Origin of the sequence: Asaia sp. SF2.1, from assembly GCF_000505765.1 — a bacterium.
Taxonomy (GTDB): domain Bacteria; phylum Pseudomonadota; class Alphaproteobacteria; order Acetobacterales; family Acetobacteraceae; genus Asaia; species Asaia bogorensis.
Genome location: NZ_AYXS01000007.1, coordinates 56,790 through 58,339, shown reverse-complemented (window position 1 = coordinate 58,339; position 1,550 = coordinate 56,790). Strand labels below are relative to the sequence as shown.

At 57.2% G+C, this 1,550-nt stretch carries 1 protein-coding gene; it reads right to left on the bottom strand.

The window, feature by feature from the left end:
* Positions 1-104: 104 nt before the first annotated feature.
* A partial coding sequence (crtI, locus tag P792_RS25170; protein ID WP_023978070.1) for a phytoene desaturase family protein occupies positions 105-1,550 on the bottom strand: 1,446 nt, incomplete at its 5' end.

Here is a 1,550-nt window from a genome sequence, read left to right as displayed (position 1 = left end):
CCGCGGGCGCTCAGCGTGCAAGCGGCGGCCAATCCCCCGAGCCCCGCCCCGATGATGACTATGGGTGCTCGCTTCGTCGTATTCAGCATGGAATTCTCTTCCGCTCAGGCGTGGCCACCGGTACATTCTGGCATCAGGTGCAGACCCGGAGGTGGGGTCTCGATAATCGTCGCTGGCGCCTTGGCCAGATCTTCGATGAGGAGCGTCGCACTGATGCGTGCTCCCTCGAAAATAACAGGCAGGCCACTGCCAGGATGGGTGCCGCCGCCCGCAAGATAAACGCCTTTCACGTCTTCGAAACGGTTATGGGGGCGTCGGTGCAGCATTTGTCCAAGCGAGTGGGCCATGTTGAACACCGCACCTCGATGAACGTCGTGTTCCTCCTGCCATTGCAGCGGGGTGATGGTTTTCTCGACCAGGATACGCTCTTCTATATCGCCAAACCCCGCATCACGAAGACGTTGGAAAACGATCGCGCGCGCCTGCGCTGTGTTGGCCTCATCCCACTCGAAGCCATCTTGGCGAAGATTGCCGACCGGCATGAGGACGTAGAGGGCTGAACATCCTTCAGGCGCCTGACCGGGATCTGTCACACACGCGTTCTGGATGTAGAGGGACGCCTTGGACGAAATCTGTTTACCTGCCTCGATCTCGGCAAAATTGTTTTCATAATCGCTGGAAAGAAAAATGGTGTGATGAGCGTGATCGGGCAGGCTGCCCTTGAGGCCCAGATACATCATGAACGTCGAGCAGGAGAATTTCTTGCTGGCGATGTTCTCATCGCTCCATTTCTTGCGTGAATTGCCTGGCAAAAGGGCGGAGATGGTGCGGGCAAAATCGCCGTTGACAACAACCGCATCGACCGGAACGGCACTTCCGTTCGCCACAATCCCGGTCGTCTTGCCCTTGCTGGTCTCGATTGTCTCAACGGCACTATTGAGCTCGATACGGACCCCCATGGTCGTTGCTGCCTGCGCCATGGCGGCCATGACGGCCTCGGTTCCACCTTTGGGGTGATAGATACCGAACTCGTGTTCCATGAAGCTCAGGATGGTAAAGAGCGAGGGACACCGGTAGGGCGACATACCCAGATATTTGCTCTGAAACGAAAAGGCGAGACGCGTGCGCGGGTCGCTGAAGTAGCGTGACAGGTCCTTGTCGATGGAAGAGAACGGCGAGAGAACCGGAAGCGCCTTGAGCATGTCAGGCTTGAACAGGTCAAAGACCGAGTTGAAAGGCCTCTGGAGGGGCGCGATGAAACGCTCGAATTTATTCCTGTTATCGGCGAGGAAGCGTCTCACCTGTCTCGCGTCCTGCGGCGAGATCTTGGCTATTTCCTCTTCAAGACGCTGTGGATCGGTCGTCAGCGAGAGGTTAGGACCATCTTCAAAGCGCAGATCGTAGAGGTGATGGAGCCTCTCGAGCTCGACCATCTCGTCGAACTTGAACCCACATTGCGCGAAAATCTCACGGATAATCTCGGGGTACAGAAAGAAGGTCGGGCCGGTGTCGAAACGGAAGCCCTCGAGCTCGATACATGACGAGCGACC